Origin of the sequence: Streptomyces ochraceiscleroticus, assembly GCF_000720485.1 — a bacterium.
GTDB lineage: Bacteria > Actinomycetota > Actinomycetes > Streptomycetales > Streptomycetaceae > Streptomyces > Streptomyces ochraceiscleroticus.
Genome location: NZ_JOAX01000004.1, coordinates 355,646 through 372,887, shown reverse-complemented (window position 1 = coordinate 372,887; position 17,242 = coordinate 355,646). Strand labels below are relative to the sequence as shown.

Here is a 17,242-nt window from a genome sequence, read left to right as displayed (position 1 = left end):
GTCACGCATGACGCCCCCGTACCACACGTACGACGCGACCATCGAGGACGCGCTCGGCAAGCTGGACCTCGACGCCAAGACCCGACTGCTGGCCGGCCGCAACATGTGGGCGCTGCCCGCGCTCCCGGAGATCGGCCTGCGGTCCCTGGTCATGTCCGACGGCCCCATCGGCGTCCGCGGCGTGCGCTGGACCGTGGACGACCCCTCCGTCGCCCTGCCCAGCCCCACCGCGCTCGCCGCGACCTGGGACCCCGAACTGGCCCGCCGCGCCGGTCACTTGCTCGCCCAGGAGGCCCGCCGCAAGGGCGTACACGTCCTCCTTGCCCCGACCGTCAACCTGCACCGCTCCCCGCTCGGCGGTCGCCACTTCGAGTGCTACTCGGAGGACCCGCACCTCACCGGCGCGATCGGCGCCGGATACGTCACCGGAGTGCAGGAGGGCGGCGTCGGCACCACCGTGAAGCACTTCGTCGCCAACGACGCCGAGACCGAGCGCTTCACCGTCAACAACACCGTCGCCCCGCGGCCGCTGCGCGAGCTGTACCTCGCGCCGTTCGAGACGATCGTCAAGAACGCCCACCCCTGGGGCATCATGGCCGCCTACAACTCCGTCAACGGCGCCACCATGACCGAGCACCGCTACCTCCAGAACGAGGTGCTGCGCGGCGAGTGGGGCTTCGACGGCTTCATCGTCTCCGACTGGATGGCCGCCCGCTCCACCAAGGGCGCGATCGAAGGCGGACTCGACGTGGCCATGCCCGGCCCGAACACTGTGTACGGCCCGGCGCTGGCAGCCGCCGTACGCGCGGGTGAGGTCGAGGAAGCCCTCGTCGACGACGCGGTACGCAACGTCCTGCGGCTCGCCGCCCGCGTCGGCGCCCTCGACGCCGCGCCGCCCGCCGTCGCCCCCGCCGACCTCCCGGCCACGGTCGACGGCGCGGCCCTGGCCCGCGAGATCGCCCGCCGCGCCGTCGTCCTCGTACGCAACGAGAACGGCATCCTGCCCCTCGGACCCGCGCCGGCCGGCACCGTCGCCCTCATCGGCGCCGCGGCCCGCGACGCCCGCGTCCTCGGCGGCGGCTCCGCCCAGGTCTTCCCCGACCACATCGTCTCCCCGCTCGACGGCCTGCGCGCCGCACTCCCCGAGGGGGACCTCACGTACTGCGTCGGCGCCGACCCGAGTGACGAACTCGCCGCCGCGGGGCAGGGATTCACGCTGCGGGCCGTCTGCCGGGACCGGGACGGGCGGGTACTGGGGGAGACCCCGCTGCCCAGCGGCGCGGTCCAGTGGCACGGCGACGACCTGCCCGCCGGCGTCACCCACGAGGAGCTGCACACCGTCGAGATCACCGGCACCTTCACCCCGCGCGAGAGCGGCGCGCACTGCTTCGGCACCAAGGGCATCGGCGGCTTCCGGCTCACCGTCGGGGACCGTGTGCTCCACGACGGCGTCGAGGTCCCCGACCACGACGACCCGTTCGAGGCGTTCTTCGGCGCGCCCGTGGAGCGCGGCCAGGTGGAACTCACCGCGGGACAGCCGGTCGAGGTCGCCCTCCTCCACACCGTCCCCGACATGTCGGGCGCGCCGATCCAGGCCGTCGGCTTCGCCCTCGTCCACCGCGAGCCCCGGCGCGACGCCGAGGAGCTCATCGAGGAAGCCGTGGCCGCCGCGCGCACGGCCGGCACCGCGGTCGTCGTGGTCGCCACCACCGAGCGGGTGGAGAGCGAAGGCTTCGACCGTACGGACCTCGGCCTTCCCGGCCGCCAGGACGAGCTGGTCCGGCGGGTCGCCGCGGTCAACCCCCGTACCGTCGTGATCGTCAACTCCGGTTCTCCGGTGGAAATGCCGTGGCGCAACGACGTGGCCGCGGTGCTGCTCAGTTGGTTCCCCGGCCAGGAGGCCGGCGCGGCCCTCGCCGACGTCCTCCTCGGCGCCGAGGAGCCGGGCGGGCGGCTGCCCACCACCTGGCCCGCCCTGCTGGCCGAAGCGCCCGTCACCCGCGTCACCCCCGAAGAGGGTGAACTCCCTTATGAGGAGGGAGTGTTCATCGGCTACCGCGCCTGGCAGCAGACCGGCACCGAGCCCGCGTACTGCTTCGGGCACGGTCTCGGCTACACCGACTGGGAGTACGAGACGGCCACGTACACGCCCGCCGCGGACGGGGACGAACTCGGCACGCTCACCGTGCGCGTGCGCAACACCGGCCAGCGCCCCGGCCGCGAGGTGGTCCAGGTCTACCTCGCCACCCCGGACGCCGACACCGCCGACCGCCCGGCCCGCCGCCTCGCGGGCTTCGCCACCGTCGCGGCGGCCCCCGGCGGCACGGCCGAGGTACGCGTCGCCGTCCCCCGCCGCGCCGCCGAGATCTGGGACGAGCAGGCGTACGCCTGGCGGCTGGTCCCCGGCACGTACACCGCCGAGATCGGCCGCTCGCTGAACGATGTACGGCTGCGGGCCCAGGTACCGGCCGAGGACGGCCGCTAGCCGGTCACTGCGTGGGCCCGCGTGGGCGCTTCCCGCGTGGGCGCTTCCCGCGTGGCACGCGGCACGGGCAGCTCGAACCAGACTGCCTTGCCGCGGCCCGCGGGGACGCTGCCCCAGCACAGGGCCAGCGCGTCCACGAGGCGCAGACCGCGGCCCCCCTCCGCGTCGGTGTCCGCACTCACTAGCACGGGCAGCGCCCGGTGGCTGTCCAGGACTTCGCAGCGCAACAGTCCGGGACGCAGGAACAGCCGCAGTCTCGCCGGCCCGGGAGCGTGCTGCTGCACGTTCGTGGCCAGTTCGTTCATCAGGAGTACGGCGCTGTCGGCCGCCTCGTCGAGCCCGCTCGCGGCCAGCCAGCCGCGGACGGCCCGCCGGGTTTGGGCCAGCTCCTCGGCATCGTCGGCGATCGTGGCACTGAGATAGGCGGTGGGCGGACCGAGTTCGGCGGGTGCGCAGACGTGCATGAGCATCGGTGTCCTTCCGGTCGGCCCTACTGTGCACCGACCGGCCCCCCGTACGCACGGGTATGCCTTCCCGTGCGCATACGTGTCGCGAGACGTGCCCCGCTGTAGGTAATCGGCAATCGACTCCGATCACAAGCGGTGCAGCAGCGGTCAAGGCCATAGCCAAAAGAGGGAATTCAGCGGGCTTCGAAGAGTGTCGCAGGCGCCGCCTCTCTAATGTCCGGAGCGAGCAGTGCGAAGGATGTTCCGGCCGGCACGCACCACGCCGACGACAGGGGAGGCTGCCCGATGACCCAACACCACGGCACGACCGGCCGGATCATTCCCGTGGAGCGGCTGCAACCGGGCGACCACTCGTGCATGGACGTCACCGACAGAGCGAGTCGTTGGCAGGTGCTGACCGCCTTCACCCGGACCGGACTGGCCCGCGGCGAGAAGGTAATGCTCCTGCTCGACCCGAGCGACCTGAACGACGAGGATGCCGTGGCGTGCCTGGACGGCGGCACCGGGCATATGGAAGCGGCGCTGAAGAGCGGGCAGTTCGTGCTCGACCGCAACACATCCGCCTACCTCCCGGACGGCCGCTTCTCCAAGGAGCGACAGGTCCGGGACTTCGCCGCCGAGGCCGAGCGGGCCCGGGAGGCCGGCTATCCACGGCTGCGCGGCGCCGGTGACATGGGCTGGGCACCGCGCGCCGGGGTGGCCGACGACGAGGTGATCGACTACGAGGCGTCCCTGGCGGAGCTGTTCGCCGACGGGTACCTCACCGCGCTCTGCTGTTACGACCGGCAACAGTGCGGCGACCCCCTGGTGGCCGCGACGCGCACGGTCCATCCGCTCCAGGTCATGGAGTGCCTGGGCGGGCTGGAGGTGACCCGGGCCCCGGGCGGCGGCCGGCGGATCGCCGGCTCGGCGGAGCTGGGCTCGCGCGAGGAGTTCACCAGGGCGCTGCGCGAGGCGCTGGGCCCCCGGCCGGGCCGCGGCTCCTCCCGGTACGAGCTGGACCTGACCGACCTGGTGTACATGGAGGCGCACTGCGCCTGGCAACTGCTCGACCTCGTCGCCGGGCTGCCACGGAAGGACACGGCCGTCGTCCGGTGCGGCCCGATGCCGGCGACGGCCCTGCGCGGCCTCGGCTCCGCCGACGTACCGCAACTGGAGCTCCACGTGGCGGACCCGCAGGATACGCAGGACACGGGAGACACGGCGGAAGCGGAGGACGTGGCGTGAGCGCGGACCGGCTGCTGGAACTGGACTTCACAGGCCCCGACCTGCCCCTGGCGCGGATCACACTCGCCGCGACGCTGCACCGCGCCGGACTGCCCGGACCGGTGCGCGACGCCCTCGCGCAGGCGGTGCTGGAGGCCATGGCCAACGCGGTCCTGCACGGCGGGGGCGCGGGGCGGCTGAGCGTGGGCTCGGCGGACGGCGAGGTGCGGTGCGAGGTCGCCGACGCGGGCCCCGGCCCCTCCGCGGTGGTCCCCGCCCCGGAATCGCTCGCCCCGGAGCCGCGCACACCGGACGCCGGGCAGGAGGCGGCGACCGGGCGCGGTCACGGTCTGCGGATCGCCGAGGCGCTCACCGACCGCATCGAGGTGCACCCCGGTCCCGGGGACCGCGGCACCACCGTCGTGCTGGCCGCTTCCCTGCGCACGGCTGTCCCCGCACCGGGTTCCGCGTAACCGAAGTCCGTCCCCCTCTGGGTAGCGGCCCTGGCCCTTGTCGCCGACGCACTGTTCGGCCTGCTCGGCACGCGGATCGCCCGAGGGCGGTACGGACAGGGGCGCTGATCCCTTCCTCGGCAGCACCTTCCCGCTCAGTTGAATGCAGCAACCAAGTGAATTATGGTTGCGCTCTCCAACTAGTGCTGGGGGCGGCAAGAGGAAGGCCATGACGACAACAACAGCATCCGCAGAGGCGCGGTCCGGCGGATCCCGGCACGGGGGACAGGGCGCGCACGCCGCCCCCATGTCCCACCGGCAGATCATGGAGGCGCTCTCCGGGCTCATGCTCGGAATGTTCGTCGCGGTGCTGTCCTCCACCATCGTCTCCTCGGCGCTGCCGACCATCCTCGCCGACGTCGGCGGCGGGCAGAGCGCGTACACCTGGGTCGTCACGGCGGCACTGCTCTCGGTCACGGCGACCACCCCGCTCTGGGGCAAGATGTCGGACCTTGTGAGCAAGAAGCTCCTGGTCCAGTTCGCGCTGCTGCTCTACATCGTCGCCTCGATCGTCGCCGGCTTCTCGCAGAACGCCGGGATGCTGATCGCCTGCCGCGTGGTGCAGGGCATCGGCGCGGGCGGACTGTCCGCGCTGTCACAGGTGATCATGGCGGCCATGGTGTCGCCGCGTGAGCGCGGCCGGTACAGCGGCTACCTCGGCGCGACGTATGCCGTCGGTACCGTGTCCGGCCCGCTGATCGGCGGTGTCATCACCGACACCGACTGGCTCGGCTGGCGTTGGTGCTTCTACGCGGTGGTGCCGTTCGCCGTGATGGCGATGGTCGTGCTCCAGAAGACCATTCATCTGCCGGTGGTCAAGCGTCAGGTGAAGGCCGACTGGCTGGGCGCCTTCTTCGTCACCGCCGCGGTCTGCCTGCTGATGGTGTGGGTCACGCTGGCCGGCGACACGTACGACTGGCTGTCCTGGCAGACGTATCTGATGGTGCCAGGAGCCGCCGTCCTGGGCCTGCTCTTCCTCTTCGTCGAGACCCGCGCGAGCGAACCGATCATCCCGCTGCGGCTGTTCCGCAACGCGACCATCACACTCACCTCCCTCGCCAGTGTCTTCGTCGGCGTCGCAATGTTCGCGGGCACCGTCTTCCTCAGCCAGTACTTCCAGCTCTCCCGCGGCAAGACCCCGACCATGTCGGGCGTCTCGACCATCCCGATGGTGGCGGGGCTGCTCGTCGCCTCGATGGGCTCGGGCCGGATCATCACCCGCACCGGGCGCTGGAAGATATTCCTCGTCGGCGGCGGGCTCTTCCTGACCGGCGGCGCGGCGACGCTGGGCCTGATGCGGTACGACACCCCGTACTGGCAGGTCGTCGTCTACATGACCGTACTCGGCATCGGCATCGGCCTGATGCAGCAGAACCTGGTACTCGCGGTACAGAACCAGGTCGCCCCGAAGGACCTGGGCGCGGCCAGCTCGCTCGTCACGTTCTTCCGCACCCTGGGCGGCGCCATCGGCGTCTCCGCACTCGGCGCCGCGCTCAGCACGCGGATCAGCCAGTACATGAAGGACGGCTTCACCTCGCTCGGCATCCCGATGCCGCACGCGCACGGCGGGGGCAACATCCCCGACCTGACGAAGCTCCCTCCCGCGATCCGCGGAATCGTCGAAAGCAGCTACGGGCACGGCATCGCCGATGTCTTCCTCTACGCCGCCCCGTTCGCCTTCATGGCATTCCTGCTGGCCCTGTGCATCAGGGAGATACCGCTGAAGACGGCGAACGCGTTGCAGGAGGCGGCGGGCACGGATGGCCGGGAACGCGTTCAGGACCCTGTTCAGGAAGACGTCCAGCCTGGGGGAAGCCGGGTTCACGGCTTCGTGCGGTACGCCGACGGCGTCGCGGCCAATACCGCCATCGTCACCCTGATCTCCCCGCAGGGGCGGCAGTTGGGGCGCATGCCGGTGCGGCCGGACGGGGGATACGACCTGGCGGTACCCGCCGCCGGCAGCTACGTACTGATCGCCGCCGCAGACGGGCACCGGCCGCAGGCGTCCACCGTGATCGTCGGCGACGGGCCGCTCGGCCACGACGTCCAACTCTCCGGCGCCGCCGCCCAGCCCGCCGGCACGCACGTCCAGGGCACGATCAGGACCGGCGCGGACCACGGCCCGCTGGCCGGTGCACGGGTCACACTGGTCGACGCGGCAGGCAATGTCGCGGGCACCGCGACCACCGGCAACGACGGCAACTACGCCTTCAAGGACCTGAACCCCGGCGAGTACACACTGATAGCCGGCGGCTACCCACCGGCCGCCGCCGCCCTGACGGTGACCGGCCAGGGAGTGCTCAGCCACGACGTGGAACTCGGCCACGAGTGAGCGCTTGACCCGACGGGCCGCTCAGCCTCAAGCCCCTTTGTTCCGTCTGGTCAGGCAGAAGGGATGCCCGGCCGGGTCGGCGAGGACCCGCCATCTGTCGCCGCCCGGCTGGTACTCCGGCTTGACCGCGCCGAGCTCCAGCAGCCGGGCCTCGGCCTCGTCGAGGTCGTCGACCGCGAAGTCGAGGTGGATCTGCTGCGGTACGGCCTGGTCGGGCCAGCGCGGAGCCCGGTAGCCGGCGACCCGCTGGAAACCGATGAGGAGCCCGTCCCCGCCGCGGAGCCCCGCGAACTCGCGGTGGGATTTTTCGTGCCACTCGAGCCCGGTTGCCTGCTGGTAGAACGCGGCCAGCGCCAAGGGGTCGGAGCAATCGAGTGTGATCGCCGTGAGATCCATGTGCGTACCTTAGAACGCGCTCCCGGCCGTGTCGGAGGTCGTGACGCGGACGTGGTCGACGACGAGTTGTTGCGGGAAGGACGTCGAGCCGTCGGGGTCGCCGGGCCAGTAGCCGCCGACGGCCAGGTTGAGGATGAGGAAGAAGGGCTTGTTGAACACCCAGGTCTTGCCGCCGAGATCGGCGGGCGTGCGGCGCTGGTAGACGGTTCCGTCCACGGACCAGGTGATGGAGTCCGGCGCCCAGTCGATGGCGAAGGTGTGGAAGTCGTCGGCGAATGCCTGCCCGTTCGGGAGGGAGTACGCCGCGCCGATGCCGCCGCTGCCCGAGTAACCGGGGCCGTGGAGCGTGCCGTGCACCGTGCCCGGCTCGAAGCCGACGTTCTCCATGATGTCGATCTCGCCGCTGTTGGGCCAGCCGACCTGGCCGATGTCGTCGCCGAGCATCCAGAACGCCGGCCACATCCCCTGGCCGCGCGGCACCTTCATCCGCGCCTCGACGTGGCCGTAGGTCGAGGTGAAGCGGCCTGCGGTATTCAGCCGCGCCGAGGTGTACTCACAACGCCCGTACCAGCACTGGTAGTTGCCCGGGTTCTCGCGGCGCGCGGTGATGACCAGTTGGCCCTGGCCGTTCAGCGCGGCGTTGGCATTGCCCGCCGTGTAGTACTGCCGCTCGTGGTTGTTGACGTTGTCACCGGTCTCGGTCTGCCACTTACCGCCGTCGACCGCTGACCCGGCGGGCCCGTCGAAGGTGTCCTCGAAGGTCACGGCGCGTATCGCCGCGGTGGGTGCATCGGGTGGGGGCGCCGCGGCGGCGGAACCGGGAGCCCAGCTCAGTGCGGCGGTGACGGCCGCGGTGGCCAGGGCGATGCCGCGGAGGGTGCGCCGGCGCTCCCGTGACGACACGTTGGAGGACATGCGAAGGGACATATAACCCGCCTCGATTGGTCCGGACCTGCCTTCGCGGTGAAGTGAAGCGCTGCTGACGCGTCCCTGTCAATAAGTGCGTGAGAGCGCTCTCGAAAAGGCAGGCGACTGGCGAGCTGCGTGAATGCCGTGGTGTCAGAAACCACCTTCTTCTGATGACTTCCATACTTCCGCCGATTCCGTAAGAGCCGGTAATATCGGGTTACTTCTACTCATCGGTGGAAGAAGCCCGCCCTCCCACACGGTGAGCGTGGGCCCCAGGCTTTGCTGCCAGACAAGGAAAGTCACCACGTGAACCCGTACAGTCCTCCGACCCGGCCAACGCCCCCGGCACGGCCGTGGTGGAAGACCACTCCCGCCGCGCTGGGCATGATCGTTCTGGTCGCCCTCATCGGCGCCTTACATTTCCCCCTCGGATTCCTCGCGCTGATCGTCGCCATCGTGCTGCTGTGGGTCCTGCCGCCGTGGCGCTGGTTCGCCAGGCTGGGCGCCAGCTTCGGGGCGTTCATCCTGCTGGCGATCGGCGCGGGCCTGGGCGGGCAGCTCGACGACACGGGGAAGGACAAACCGCAGCAGGTCGCGACCGAGTCGCGCACGGCGAGCCCAAAGGCGTCCCCGAGCAAGAAGCCGGAGCGGAAAGCGCCGGACTACATCGGTGAACAACTCGACGAGGCCGAGGGCAAGGCCCGTGGTGCCGGCTACACCGTCGGCCACCACGACGCCTCCGCCGAAAACCGGGCGATCGTCGCGCGGTCGGGTTGGCTCGTGTGCTTCCAGCAGGCCGACCACGACGACAGCCGCCGGCTGATCGACTTCGCCGCGGTCAAGGAGGGTGAGACCTGCCCCAAGAAGGACGGCGCAGAGATCCCCTGGCCCACGATGCCCGAGCTGCGTGGCAAGACGTGGCAGGTCGCCGTGGTGACCCTGACGGGCATCGGAGTCGACGAGGACGCGATCAAGGCGGAGGCGCACTACGTCAACGACGACCTGCCGGACGGCGCGTACGACTCCTGGCGGGTGTGCACGCAGGACCCCGCGGAAGGCGAGGACATCACCGCCGACGTCACGCTCGAACTGACCCACCCGAAGGCCGGCTGTTCCACGGACGGCTCGTACCTCGGCGACAAGGACCACGACGGCCGTCCGAACTACCGTGACTCGACCGACGACCGCAACACGACCAGCGGGGGCGGCGGCAGCGACAGCAGCTCGTCGGGAGGCTCATCCAGCGCTACCGGTGGGTCCAGCAGTACCGGTGGGTCCAGCACTACCGGTGGATCGAGCAGTACCGGTGGATCCAGCACTGGCGGGTCGTCTTCGACCGGCGGCAGTACCGGCGGCGGTGGGCCCACCGCCCACCCCGGCTCCTTCTGCGCCCCGGCCGGTGCGACCGGTGTCACCACGGCGGGCACGCCCATGGTGTGCGGCCCCGGCTCCGACGGCCGTAACCGCTGGCACGCCGCCTGATCCGGCTCGCGGCGCGGGTCTCACCGGTAAGGCCGTCTCATCAGTAAAGTGACGGCAGCCTGAGCCAGGGAGCGGAAGCATGGCAACGCGTATGGGACGGTTTCTCGCCCTTCTCGTGGGCGGGCTGTTGTTGGTCGGGTGTGGGGAGTCCGTCGCGTCCGAGAGTGGGTCCGGGGCGGCTTCCCAAGAGGTGAGTCTCCACGTCAGTGGTGGCATCGCGGGGGTGCAGCATGGCATCGAGGTGGGCCCCGGAGGGTCGGTGCTCATCATCGACCGCACGGGCAGTCATGCGGGTCGTGATCTGTCGGGAGCCGAGCGCGAGAAGCTCGGCTCGCTACTGGACGCCGTCGACTTCGCCGGCCTTCCCGCCCGCAGTGTCGACGGGGGCTCCCGCGACCGCTTCGAGTACCGGCTGGTGCATGACGGCCATACCGTGATCACGGACCGCAGTACCGACCTGGGGCCGGCCGATGACCTCATCGATCACCTGGAGCGCTGTAGGGAGGCGCGTCGGCTGCCTGTCGGGCAGGGAACCCCGACGAGTTCCTGACCTGGACGGATGCTTTACTCACGTCATCCGGGATCGACCCGGATGACGTGAGTACTGTCCAGACGCAACGTCAGGAGAACCCATGGCTGCCGAGCACGCCGGGATCAAGCACAGCTCCGTTGAGGTCAATGGAGTCACACTGCACATCGCCGAGCAGGGCGAAGGCCCCCTCGTCGTGCTGCTGCACGGGTTTCCGGAGAGCTGGTACTCCTGGCGGCACCAGTTCGCGCCGCTGGCCGCGGCCGGGTACCGGGTGGTGGCGCCCGACCAGCGGGGATACGCCCGCAGTGAGCAGCCCGCCGATGCCGACGCGTACAGCCTGCTGCACCTCACCGGCGATGTGATCGGCCTGATCCACGCGCTCGGCGAGGAGCAGGCCGTGGTCGTCGGCCACGACTGGGGTGCGCCGGTCGCCTGGACGACGGCCATGCTCCGCCCGGACGTCGTGCGGGCCGTCGCCGGGCTCAGCGTCCCGCCGGTACTGCCCGCCGGCATGGCCCCGCCGTCGGTCACCCGGCAGCAGTACGGTGACCGCTACTACCAGGTGTACTTCCAGGAACCGGGCGTCGCCGACGCCGAGTTGGCGCGTGACCTCGCCTCGACCTTCCGCCGCATGCTGTTCAACGGTTCGGGCGACAACCCGGCCAACACCCGGCCGCGTCCCTGGATCGTGCCCGAAGGCGCCTCGCTGCTCGGCGCCGGACCGGACCCGGAGCTGCCCGGCTGGCTCACCGCCGACGACATCGACGCCTTCGCCGACGACTACGCCCGCCACGGCGACCGGGCGTTCACCGGCCCCCTCAACTGGTACCGCAACATCGAGCGCAACAACGAACTTCTGAGGGTCTTCCGCGGCCGCGGCATCGACGTCCCGGCGCTGTACGTCGTCGGCGACCGCGACATGGTCACCTCGCTGCACGGCATCGACCGGGTCATCGACTCCCTCGATACGATCGCACCGAAGCTCCACCGCAGTGTGACGCTCCCCGGCTGCGGCCACTGGACCCAGCAGGAACGCCCCGAAGAGGTCAACGCGGCGCTACTGGACTTCCTCGCCCACCTGCCGAAGGCGGACTGACCTTCCGCGGCTGACCTCAGTCCTCTGCCGTGGCTTCCGTGAGGTGAATGGCGAGGGCGGGGCAGACCGTTGCCGCGTGCCGCACGCCCTCCGCGTCCTCGGTGGAGGGCGCGGAGGTGAGAAGCACGGCAATGCCGTCCTCGTCGCGCTGGTCGAATACGTCGGGTGCCGCCAGGACGCACTGGCCGGATGCGACGCACTTGTCCTGGTCGAGGCGCACGTTCATGGGATCGGATTCCTCCGGGTGACTGGTATTGGATAGCTGGGATCACCACGTGACGGGAAGCTCGTACACGCCGTACACCGAGCCGTCGTGTTTGAACGGGATGTCGTCCAGGGCGGCCGCGAGGCGCAGTGTGGGGATGCGCCGGTAGAGCGTGCCGTAGACGACCTGCAGCTCCATCCGGGCCAGGGACTGGCCCAGGCACTGGTGCACGCCGAAGCCGAAGGCCACGTGGTGGCGGGCGTCGCGGTGGATGTCGAGGTGGTCGGGGTCGGGGAAGGCCGCCGGGTCGCGGTTGCCGATGTCGTTCGCCAGGATGAGGCCGTCACCGGCCCGGACGACCTGTCCGGCGATCTCGATGTCCTCCGTGGCCACCCGGCGGCGTCCGCCGTGGGTGATGTGCAGGTAGCGCAGCAGTTCCTCGACCGTTCCGGCGACGAGCTTCGGATCGTCGCTCTCGCGCAGTGCGGCGAGCTGGCCGGGGTGTTCGAGCAGCGCGAGCGTGCCGAGCGCGATCATGTTCGCGGTCGTCTCGTGTCCGGCGATCAGCAGCAGTACCCCCATCCGGGCCGCTTCGAGCCGGGTCAGCTCGCCCGCGCCGACGCGCTCGGCGAGCCGGGAGAGCAGGTCGTCCGCCGGGCGGGCCAGCTTCTCGGCCACCAGGCCGTCCAGGTACGCGGACAGCCGGCCGTGCGCCGCGGTGCGCTGCTCGACCGTGGCGTCGCGGTTGATGATCGTCTTGCTGTTCTCCTGGAAGAACGCGTGGTCGGCGTAGGGGACACCGAGCAGCGCGCAGATGACCAGGGACGGCACCGGCAGGGCGAACGCCTCGACCAGATCGACCGGCTTGGGCCCGGCGAGCAGCTCGTCGATGAGGTCGTCCACGATCTTCTGCACTGCCGGCCGCAGCGCCTCCACCCGCTTGATCGTGAAGGGCGCGGTCACCATCCGGCGCTGCCGGGCGTGTTCGGGGTCGTCCATGAGGATGAAGCCGATGGTGTTGCTCCGACTGGCGGCCGGGCTCGGGTATCCCGGTCGGGTGATGTCGGCGCTGACCCGGGGGTCGGCCAGCAGCGCCCGCTGTTCGGCGTACCGGGTCACCAGCCAGTGCGCGCTGCCGTCCCACAGGCGTACTCGGGTGAGCGGGCCCTCCTGCTGCTTCTCCCGCAGCGCGGGCGGGGGATCGAACGGGCACTGGGCCGCGCGCGGCATCGGGAATTCGGGTATCTCGGCCGCCTGAAGATCGGCCGGGGACGGTGTTCCGGTCATGACGTCCTTTCGTGGGGGGACAGGCGCAGTACCGTGCCCTCGCCGTTGGCCGAGAGGAGGAGGGCGCCGTCGGGAGCGAGGGCGAGGCCGGCGAAGTGGCGGGGGCGGTGGGGGATGCCGGGTACCGGGGCCGGTTCGGTGCGGGTGATGCCGGGCGGCAGGCCGACCGGGAGGCCGTCGGCCTCCGTGGTGACGGCTCCGGTGGTGAGGGAGACCGAGCTGAGTCGCCGGTGGGCGGTTTCGACCGTGAAGAGTTCGTCGCCCACGACGACCAGGCCCTGGGGTGCGCCGAGGCCGTCCGCGACGGTGACCGTCTCGCCGTCCTCGCCCAGACGCAGGACGGCGCCGAGCCGGTCGTCGCTGACGTAACACCGCTGTTCGGCGTCGAGGGCCACGTCCACGGGATGGCCGAGCCCGTCGGCGAGGACGGTGACGGTGTCCGCCGCGTCGATCCGCAGGACGCGCCCGGCACCGGTCTCGGCCACCACGAGGCAGCCGTCCGGCGTGACGGTGATGCCGGTCGGGTCGTCCAGGCCGGCCGCCCGTACCCGGGAGGTCTTCCCCGCCGGATCCCAGGTGCGGACCTCGCCCAGCCCGGTGGTGACGTGGAGGACGGCACCGTCCGCGGCGAGACCACGGGCGAAGTGCAGCAGGTCGACGGTCAGCGCGTCGCTCTCCCGCGCGCCGTCGCTCTCCCGCGCGCCGTCGCGGTCGCCGAGGCGGGCCAGGCGGAAGTGGTCGGCCGCGTACACCGTGCCCCCGTGTCCGGCCGTCACGCCGAACGGGCCGTTGAACCCGCGGGGGACGAGCGCGCGAGTACGGCCGTCGGTGTGCATCTCGGTGATGCCGCCGCCCGCGTAACTGGAGACGAACATCCGGTTCTCCGCGTCGAACGCCGCGTTGTCCAGGCCCGCCAGGCCGCTGGCGGTGACCGTCCGCGCCCCGGTGGCCAGGTCGATGCGGGTGACGATGCCGGCCGGGCCGCGGGAGAGGACCACCAGGACACCGCCGAGGTCGAAGCGGACCGCGACCGGGTCGTCCACCTCCTCCGCGACCAGTTCCGGCACTCCGCCGTCGGGGGAGATCCGCCAGACCTGATTGCCGATCATGTGCGGGTAGTACAACAGGCCGTCCGGGCCGAGCTGCATCGCGTTGCCCAACGCCAGCCCGTCGGTCAGCACCACCGGCTCGCCCCCGTCCGGGAACAGTTCCAGCAGCCGGCCGTTGGTCCGCATCTCGTTGACGAAGAGCCGGTCGCCGACGCAGGTGATGCCGTTGGGTACCGTCACTGCGTCGGTGACCAGGGAGTACGCGCCTTCGGGGCTGCGGCGCCACACCCTGCCCGGCGTCAGGTCCGCGATGTACATCGAACCGTCGGCACCGAAGGCCAGGTCGTCGGGGGCCTCCACCGGGCCGTCGAGAGGTACCACCACCTCCACGTCCCCGGACGCCGGCTCCACGGCGCTGATCTGCCCCGCGAGGAACTGCGCCACGTACAGCCGGCCGTCCGGCCCGAAGGAGACGCCGTTCGAACCCCACAGCCGGTTGGGCGGATTCAGCCTCGACACCTGTCGGCGGTCGCTGCTGCCGGGCCGCAGACGGCCGGTTTCGTCGTACCGGCTGGGTCGCATCCACACTCCTTGGTTTTCGCGTGCCTTCGGAACGGTGGCCTCTCGTCGCCCGGACGGCGTCACTCGACGATGACGTCGCTCATGCCGGTCTCGGCACGCCAGCGCCGCAGCAGTGCGTAGAACTCGACCGGCCCGCCGCCGTACGACTCGCTGCGCCCGCTGGGCTTGCCCTCGTTGTTGTAGTAGCTGGGGGTGCACTCGGCCAGGAACCGGCCGGCGTCGGGTGCCGTCCCGCGGAGGGTGGCGCCCCAGGCGGCCACCGCATCGGCACTCGGTTCGACGTAACGCGCCTGCCGCTTGCGTGCCTCGGCGACGACCTCGGCGATGTGCGTGGCCTGCTCGTCGAGGACGTGGACGTAATTGACCGAGACGGCGTTCTGCACCGACCCGAGCTGGAAGAAATTGGGGAAGCCGGGGCTGTAGAACCCGTGGAGGGTCTGCGGCCCGTCCTGCCACGCGTCGGCCAGGGTGACACCGCCACGGCCGCGTACCGGGAGCCCGAGCCGTTCGGCCGGTGCGACGCCGATGTCGAAGCCGGTGGCGAAGACGAGGCAGTCGACCTCGTACGCGGTGCCGCCGACCACGACCGCGTTCTCGGTGATGCGCTCGACGCCGCGGCCCTCGGTGTCGACGAGCGTCACATTGGGCCGGTTGAAGGTCTGGAGATACGTATCGCTGAACGTGGGGCGCTTGCACATGTAGCGGTACCACGGCTTGAGCGCCTCGGCCGTGGCCGGGTCCTCGACGATCCCGTCCACCCGGGCCCGGATCTCGTTCATCTTCCGGAAGTCGGCCAGCTCCGCCATCGCCCACCGGTCCTCGGGCGACAGCTCGGCGTCGGCCTTGCCGGGCAGCAGGCTCTGCAGCAGCCGGGCGCTGGTGGTCCAGCCGTCGTGGACCAGGTCCTCCTCCGCCCCGCCACCGGTGACATGCGCGAGGAAGTTGTCCCGGCGCCGCCGGTGCCAGCCAGGGGCCAGGGACTTCGCCCACTCGGGGTCCGTGGGCCGGTTGCCGCGCACGTCCACCGAGGACGGCGTGCGCTGGAAGACGTAGAGGTGCTGGGCATCGTGCCCCAGGTGCGGGACGCACTGGATGGCGGTCGCGCCGGTGCCGATCAGGCCGACACGCTTGTCCGCGAGCCCCCGGAGGTTCCCGTTCGCGTCGCCGCCCGTGTAGCCGTAGTCCCAGCGGCTGGTGTGGAAGGTGTGCCCCCGGAAGCTCTCGATGCCCGGGATGCCGGGCAGCTTCGGCCGGCTGAACGGGCCGCTGGAGACCACCACATAGCGTGCCCTCATCAGATCACCGCGGTCGGTGCGCGCCACCCATTCGAGGGCGTCCTCGTCCCACCGCAGGTCCGTGACCTCGGTCTGGAAACAGGCGTCACGGTAGAGGTCGAAGTGGTGCCCGATCGCCCGCGCGTGCTGCCGGATCTCCTCGCCCGGCGCGTACTTCCAGCGCGGTATGTAGCCGAGCTCTTCGAGCAGTGGCAGGTAGACGTAGGACTCGATGTCGCAGTGGATGCCCGGGTAGCGGTTCCAGTACCAAGTGCCGCCGAAGTCCCCGGCCTTGTCCGTGATACGGATGTCCGTCAGGCCGGCCTGGCGCAGCCGCGCGGCCGCGAGCAGTCCGCCGAACCCGCCACCGATGACCAGGGCCTCCACCCGGTCGTTCAGCGGCTCCCGGGTGAAACCCGGTGCCACGTACGGGTCGTCGACGTAGTAGCTGAAGTCGCCGGTGGTGCGCTGGTACTGCTTGCTGCCGTCGGGGCGGATCCGGCGGTCGCGCTCGGCGCGGTACCGCGCACGCAGGGCGTCCGGGTCAAAATCCAGCGTTTCGGGGTCATACACCGAGGACTTGTCCGTTGGCGACACTCTCTGACCTTTCCGGGGGGTGGGGTGGCGTTCCTGAGAGCAGGGTCGTCAGACGGCGGACCAGCCGTCGTCGACCGGCAGCACCGCGCCGTTGACGTTGACGGCGGCGTCCGAGGCCAGGAAGACGATGGCGGCGGCCTGCTCCTCGGCGGCCGCGATCCGGCCCATGTTCCCCGCGTGGCCGCCGAGGACCGCCGGACCGTGCGTGTCCGCCCGGGCGTCGACCCGGATGGAGGTGGCCGTGCCGCCGGGCGCTATGGCGTTGGCACGGATGCCCTTGGCCCGGTACATCACCGCCAGGGACTTCACCAGGCCCACGACCCCGTGCTTGGAAGCGGTGTAGGCGGTACCGGCAGCACTGCCGCGCAGCGCGGCCTCGGAGGCGGTGAAGACGATCGCTCCGCGCCCGGCCGCCAGCATGTGCGGCAGCGCGGCGCGGGTCAGCAGGAAGGGCGCCGTCAGGTTGACCCGCAGGACGCGCTCCCACTCGGCGTCGTCGGTGTCCGCGGCGGCCGAGAACCGGTCCATGATGCCGGCGTTGTTCACCAGGACGTGCAGGCCGCCGAATTCCGCCACCGCCGTCTCCACGACCCGGTCCACCACCTGCTGTTCGCCGAGATCCCCGACGACCGCGCGAGCCGTGCCCCCTTCGGCGGCGATCGCCGCGACGACACCCTCGGCGCCCTCCCGGTCCAGATCCGCCACCAGCACCCGCGCTCCCTCGCGGGCGAAGGCCAGAGCCGCGGCCCTGCCGATCCCCGAGCCCGCTCCGGTGACGACGACGCTGCGCCCTTGAAGGCCGGTGCTGCTCACGCGGCGCTCCCCTCTCTC

General features: G+C 71.1%; 15 protein-coding genes. 7 read left to right on the top strand and 8 right to left on the bottom strand.

Annotated elements, in window-relative coordinates:
• Positions 1 to 7 precede the first annotated feature (7 nt).
• On the top strand, positions 8 to 2,485 hold the full coding sequence (locus tag IG84_RS0107490; protein ID WP_031052847.1) for a beta-glucosidase H: 2,478 nt from the start codon (positions 8 to 10) through the stop codon (positions 2,483 to 2,485).
• Here the strand turns inward: IG84_RS0107490 and IG84_RS37755 are convergent.
• A complete protein-coding gene (locus tag IG84_RS37755; RefSeq protein WP_051861484.1) occupies positions 2,482 to 2,955 on the bottom strand; it encodes an ATP-binding protein in 474 nt (157 codons plus the stop codon). The genes IG84_RS0107490 and IG84_RS37755 overlap by 4 nt on opposite strands.
• Before the next feature lie 282 nt (positions 2,956 to 3,237).
• On the opposite strand from IG84_RS37755, the gene IG84_RS0107480 reads away from it, so the two are divergent.
• The 3 genes from IG84_RS0107480 to IG84_RS0107470 all read left to right on the top strand — a co-directional run bounded on the left by IG84_RS0107480 (position 3,238) and on the right by IG84_RS0107470 (position 7,002).
• A complete protein-coding gene (locus IG84_RS0107480; RefSeq protein WP_031052843.1) occupies positions 3,238 to 4,179 on the top strand; it encodes an MEDS domain-containing protein in 942 nt (313 codons plus the stop codon).
• Positions 4,176 to 4,631 (top strand): ATP-binding protein, encoded by a 456-nt coding sequence (locus IG84_RS0107475; RefSeq protein WP_051861483.1) that lies wholly within the window; start codon positions 4,176 to 4,178, stop codon positions 4,629 to 4,631. The genes IG84_RS0107480 and IG84_RS0107475 overlap by 4 nt, the downstream gene beginning before the upstream one ends.
• A gap of 286 nt (positions 4,632 to 4,917) precedes the next feature.
• On the top strand, positions 4,918 to 7,002 hold the full coding sequence (locus IG84_RS0107470) for an MFS transporter (protein WP_465270442.1): 2,085 nt from the start codon (positions 4,918 to 4,920) through the stop codon (positions 7,000 to 7,002).
• 27 nt (positions 7,003 to 7,029) lie between these two features.
• Here the strand turns inward: IG84_RS0107470 and IG84_RS0107465 are convergent, their stop codons facing one another.
• Both IG84_RS0107465 and IG84_RS0107460 read right to left on the bottom strand, forming a co-directional pair.
• Positions 7,030 to 7,398, bottom strand: a complete 369-nt coding sequence (locus IG84_RS0107465) for a VOC family protein (protein WP_031052835.1) — start codon at positions 7,396 to 7,398, stop codon at positions 7,030 to 7,032.
• Positions 7,399 to 7,407: 9 nt separating this feature from the next.
• Positions 7,408 to 8,313, bottom strand: coding sequence for a glycoside hydrolase family 16 protein (locus tag IG84_RS0107460; RefSeq protein ID WP_107053824.1), 906 nt, complete (start codon positions 8,311 to 8,313; stop codon positions 7,408 to 7,410).
• 300 nt (positions 8,314 to 8,613) lie between these two features.
• Between IG84_RS0107460 and IG84_RS0107455 the strand changes: the two genes are divergently transcribed.
• The 3 genes from IG84_RS0107455 to IG84_RS0107445 all read left to right on the top strand — a co-directional run bounded on the left by IG84_RS0107455 (position 8,614) and on the right by IG84_RS0107445 (position 11,417).
• Entirely contained in the window at positions 8,614 to 9,789 is a 1,176-nt protein-coding gene (locus IG84_RS0107455) for a hypothetical protein (RefSeq protein ID WP_031052828.1), read from the top strand.
• A gap of 259 nt (positions 9,790 to 10,048) precedes the next feature.
• Entirely contained in the window at positions 10,049 to 10,339 is a 291-nt protein-coding gene (locus IG84_RS41080) for a hypothetical protein (protein ID WP_157848840.1), read from the top strand.
• Positions 10,340 to 10,421: 82 nt separating this feature from the next.
• Positions 10,422 to 11,417, top strand: a complete 996-nt coding sequence (locus tag IG84_RS0107445; protein WP_031052823.1) for an alpha/beta fold hydrolase — start codon at positions 10,422 to 10,424, stop codon at positions 11,415 to 11,417.
• Positions 11,418 to 11,433: 16 nt separating this feature from the next.
• Here IG84_RS0107445 and IG84_RS0107440 read toward each other — a convergent pair whose 3' ends face one another.
• The 5 genes from IG84_RS0107440 to IG84_RS0107420 all read right to left on the bottom strand — a co-directional run bounded on the left by IG84_RS0107440 (position 11,434) and on the right by IG84_RS0107420 (position 17,224).
• A complete protein-coding gene (locus IG84_RS0107440; protein WP_031052821.1) occupies positions 11,434 to 11,643 on the bottom strand; it encodes a ferredoxin in 210 nt (69 codons plus the stop codon).
• A gap of 42 nt (positions 11,644 to 11,685) precedes the next feature.
• A complete protein-coding gene (locus tag IG84_RS0107435; RefSeq protein WP_031052820.1) occupies positions 11,686 to 12,909 on the bottom strand; it encodes a cytochrome P450 in 1,224 nt (407 codons plus the stop codon).
• Positions 12,906 to 14,540 carry a hypothetical protein gene (locus tag IG84_RS0107430; RefSeq protein ID WP_031052817.1) on the bottom strand — a complete coding sequence of 545 codons (1,635 nt, stop codon included), beginning with the start codon at positions 14,538 to 14,540 and terminating at the stop codon, positions 12,906 to 12,908. Before IG84_RS0107430 ends, IG84_RS0107435 begins: the two co-directional genes overlap by 4 nt.
• A gap of 59 nt (positions 14,541 to 14,599) precedes the next feature.
• Positions 14,600 to 16,387, bottom strand: a complete 1,788-nt coding sequence (locus tag IG84_RS0107425; RefSeq protein ID WP_245659252.1) for a flavin-containing monooxygenase — start codon at positions 16,385 to 16,387, stop codon at positions 14,600 to 14,602.
• A gap of 72 nt (positions 16,388 to 16,459) precedes the next feature.
• Positions 16,460 to 17,224 (bottom strand): SDR family NAD(P)-dependent oxidoreductase, encoded by a 765-nt coding sequence (locus tag IG84_RS0107420; RefSeq protein WP_031052812.1) that lies wholly within the window; start codon positions 17,222 to 17,224, stop codon positions 16,460 to 16,462.
• Positions 17,225 to 17,242 lie beyond the last annotated feature (18 nt).

Excerpts from the sequence above, each read along its gene's own strand:
- IG84_RS0107490 (WP_031052847.1), top strand. The coding sequence starts at position 8 with ATGACGCCCCCGTACCACACGTACGACGCGACCATCGAGGACGCGCTC.
- IG84_RS37755 (WP_051861484.1), bottom strand. The coding sequence starts at position 2,955 with ATGCTCATGCACGTCTGCGCACCCGCCGAACTCGGTCCGCCCACCGCC.
- IG84_RS0107480 (WP_031052843.1), top strand. The coding sequence starts at position 3,238 with ATGACCCAACACCACGGCACGACCGGCCGGATCATTCCCGTGGAGCGG.
- IG84_RS0107470 (WP_465270442.1), top strand. The coding sequence starts at position 4,918 with ATGTCCCACCGGCAGATCATGGAGGCGCTCTCCGGGCTCATGCTCGGA.
- IG84_RS0107465 (WP_031052835.1), bottom strand. The coding sequence starts at position 7,398 with ATGGATCTCACGGCGATCACACTCGATTGCTCCGACCCCTTGGCGCTG.
- IG84_RS0107460 (WP_107053824.1), bottom strand. The coding sequence starts at position 8,313 with ATGTCCTCCAACGTGTCGTCACGGGAGCGCCGGCGCACCCTCCGCGGC.
- IG84_RS0107445 (WP_031052823.1), top strand. The coding sequence starts at position 10,422 with ATGGCTGCCGAGCACGCCGGGATCAAGCACAGCTCCGTTGAGGTCAAT.
- IG84_RS0107440 (WP_031052821.1), bottom strand. The coding sequence starts at position 11,643 with ATGAACGTGCGCCTCGACCAGGACAAGTGCGTCGCATCCGGCCAGTGC.
- IG84_RS0107435 (WP_031052820.1), bottom strand. The coding sequence starts at position 12,909 with ATGACCGGAACACCGTCCCCGGCCGATCTTCAGGCGGCCGAGATACCC.
- IG84_RS0107430 (WP_031052817.1), bottom strand. The coding sequence starts at position 14,540 with ATGCGACCCAGCCGGTACGACGAAACCGGCCGTCTGCGGCCCGGCAGC.